Source organism: Intrasporangium sp. (genome assembly GCF_036566125.1).
Classification (GTDB): domain Bacteria; phylum Actinomycetota; class Actinomycetes; order Actinomycetales; family Dermatophilaceae; genus Intrasporangium.
Map to the genome: position 1 here is coordinate 1 of NZ_DATCWX010000025.1, position 2,346 is coordinate 2,346.

3 protein-coding genes and 1 tRNA gene are annotated in these 2,346 nt (G+C 71.6%); all 4 read left to right on the forward strand.

Features of this window, described 5'->3' with window-relative positions; genetic code table 11:
* Nucleotides 1-87 precede the first annotated feature (87 nt).
* Nucleotides 88-537, forward strand: a complete 450-nt coding sequence (gene rsfS / locus VIR15_RS01630) for a ribosome silencing factor (RefSeq protein ID WP_331925726.1) — start codon at nucleotides 88-90, stop codon at nucleotides 535-537.
* Nucleotides 534-1,196, forward strand: a complete 663-nt coding sequence (locus VIR15_RS01635) for a histidine phosphatase family protein (RefSeq protein WP_331925727.1) — start codon at nucleotides 534-536, stop codon at nucleotides 1,194-1,196. Before rsfS ends, VIR15_RS01635 begins: the two co-directional genes overlap by 4 nt.
* Before the next feature lie 71 nt (nucleotides 1,197-1,267).
* Nucleotides 1,268-1,343 (forward strand) — tRNA-Ala (locus VIR15_RS01640).
* A gap of 134 nt (nucleotides 1,344-1,477) precedes the next feature.
* Nucleotides 1,478-2,346: AMP-binding protein (locus VIR15_RS01645; RefSeq protein WP_331925728.1), on the forward strand; the 869-nt coding region annotated here is incomplete at its 3' end.

Below are 2,346 nucleotides of genomic sequence, written 5' to 3' on the forward strand. Positions count from 1 at the left end.
CGGCCCGTGCGGGGCGCCTCCCGTCGAGCCGCTCGTCCGCCGGGTCGCGACGCCCGCCCGGAACGCCGCCTCGCCACAAGGAGACCAGTGACAGCAACAGCCCACGCGCTCCAGCTCGCCAAGGCCGCCGCGAACGCCGCCGAGGAGAAGATCGCCGAGAAGGTGACGGCGATCGATGTCAGCGACCAGATGCCGCTGACCGACATCTTCGTCATTGCGTCCGCAGCCTCCGAGCGGCAGATCGGCTCCATCGTCGACGAGGTCGAGGACCGGCTGCGCGAGCTGGGCTCGAAGCCGATCCGGCGCGAGGGTGAGCGGGAGGGTCGGTGGGTCCTCATCGACTTCGGTGACATCATCGTCCACATCCAGCACGAGGACGAGCGGGAGTACTACGCGCTCGAGCGGCTGTGGAAGGACTGCCCCGAGATCGACCTGGCGATGGTCGAGGCCCCGCTCCGGCCCGGGGTAGCAGGCAGTGCCGATGCCGGCGCGGATGGCAGCGGGGGCGAAGGCGGCGGTGCGGACCCGGCGTCGTGAGCGTCGGGCCGACCACGTCGACGGGTCCGCGGCGGATCGTCATCATGCGTCACGCCGAGACCGTCGACAACGCCGCTCGGATCTGGCAGGGCCACAAGGACTCGGAGCTGTCGGCGACCGGTCGCGCCCAGGTGATCGCTGCGGCACCGCACCTGGCCGCGTACCAGCCCGCCCTGCTCGTCTCGAGCGACCTGCAGCGCGCCGCCGCCACCGCTGACGCCATCGCCCAGCTGACCGGGCTGGAGGTCAGGCTCGACGGCCGATTGCGGGAGGTGCACGTCGGTGAGTGGCAGGGGCTGCACGCCGACGAGGTGCGGGCGCGGTACCCGGAGACGATCGCCGCGCTGGACCGGGGCGAGGACGTGCCCCGCGGCGTCACTGGGGAGACCCGCGAGGACGTGGCCCGACGCGTCGGCGAGTCGGTCCGGGAGATCGAGCGGGAGCTGCTCGTCGGCGAGACGGCAATCGTCGTGACCCATGGGGTCTCCGGCCGGGTGGGCGCGACCGATCTCGTCGGCCTCGACCAGGACGTGTCGGACGCGATCTTCCGGGGCCTCGACAACTGCCACTGGATCGAGCTCATCGAGGGGCGCAAGAGCTTCAGCGAACAGGTGCGATGGCGCATCTCGGGGTGGAACCTGGGTCCATGGAAGGCGTGAGGACGGATTTGGGCTCGGGCCCGTTCTTTGGCTAGAGTGACGCAGTCGCTTCACGGAAGTGACGTCCAACTGGGGCTGTGGCGCAGCTGGTAGCGCACCTCCATGGCATGGAGGGGGTCAGGGGTTCGAGTCCCCTCAGCTCCACCAGACCGACGAAGGGCCGGACCGGAATGTCCGGCCCTTCCTCATGTGCGCTGGAGGCGGGAGCGCTGGCTGACCAGGGGCTGGTTCAATGGGTGGCGGCCCGGAGCCTGGCTGCCGGTGCTGTTCGAGGAGGTTCCATGACGCGGCTGGTCCGCCCTGACGCGCACGACGACCCGGTGGCGGCAGTGTTCTCAGCGCACCGCTCGGGTGCCCGGCTCGCGCTGGAAACGTCCGGCACGACGGGTCCCGCCCCCCGTCGAGTGGTGCGCACGATCCAATCATGGTGGGACTCGTTCCCCGCGTACTCGGAGCTGACCGGTGTGGCCGATGGCGCCCGGGTCTGGGTACCCGGGCCGCTGCGGTCGACGATGAACCTCTTTGCTGCCGTGCACGCTGCGTGGGTGGGGGCCGACCTCGTCGACGACCCGGCCAGGGCAGACCACGCGTGCCTCACGCCGGCCGTGCTGGAGCGTCGGGGCGAGGAGCTTCCGCGCGGGGCCCGGGTTGTCGTGGCGGGAGCCCACCTCCCGGACCAGCTGGTCGCCACGGCTCGGCAGCGCGGGCTGCGGATCACGCACTACTACGGCGCGGCCGAGCTGAGCTTCGTCTCGGCCGCGGCCAGCGAGGGTGACGGGGCCCTCCGGGCGTTTCCCGGGGTCGAGATCGAAATCCGTGATGACCCTGTACCGGGGACCATCTGGGTCCGCTCGCCGTGGGTGTGCGACGGCTATGCGGGTCCGCCGGGTTCCCTGCTGCGCGCTGCCGGTGGCTGGGCCACGGTGGGGGACGTCGGCTCATTGGAGTACGGGGTCCTCGTCGTGCGCGGTCGACCCGACGCCATCGTCACGGCGGGCGCCACCGTGCTCATCGCCGACGTGGAATCCGTGCTCGCGCCGGCCGCGCGGGGCGGAGTGGCCGTTCACGCCGTGCCGCACCCGACCCTGGGGCAGCTCGTTGCTGCCACGCTGACTCTCGACGCGGACCGTGAGCCGCTCGAGCGGCTTGC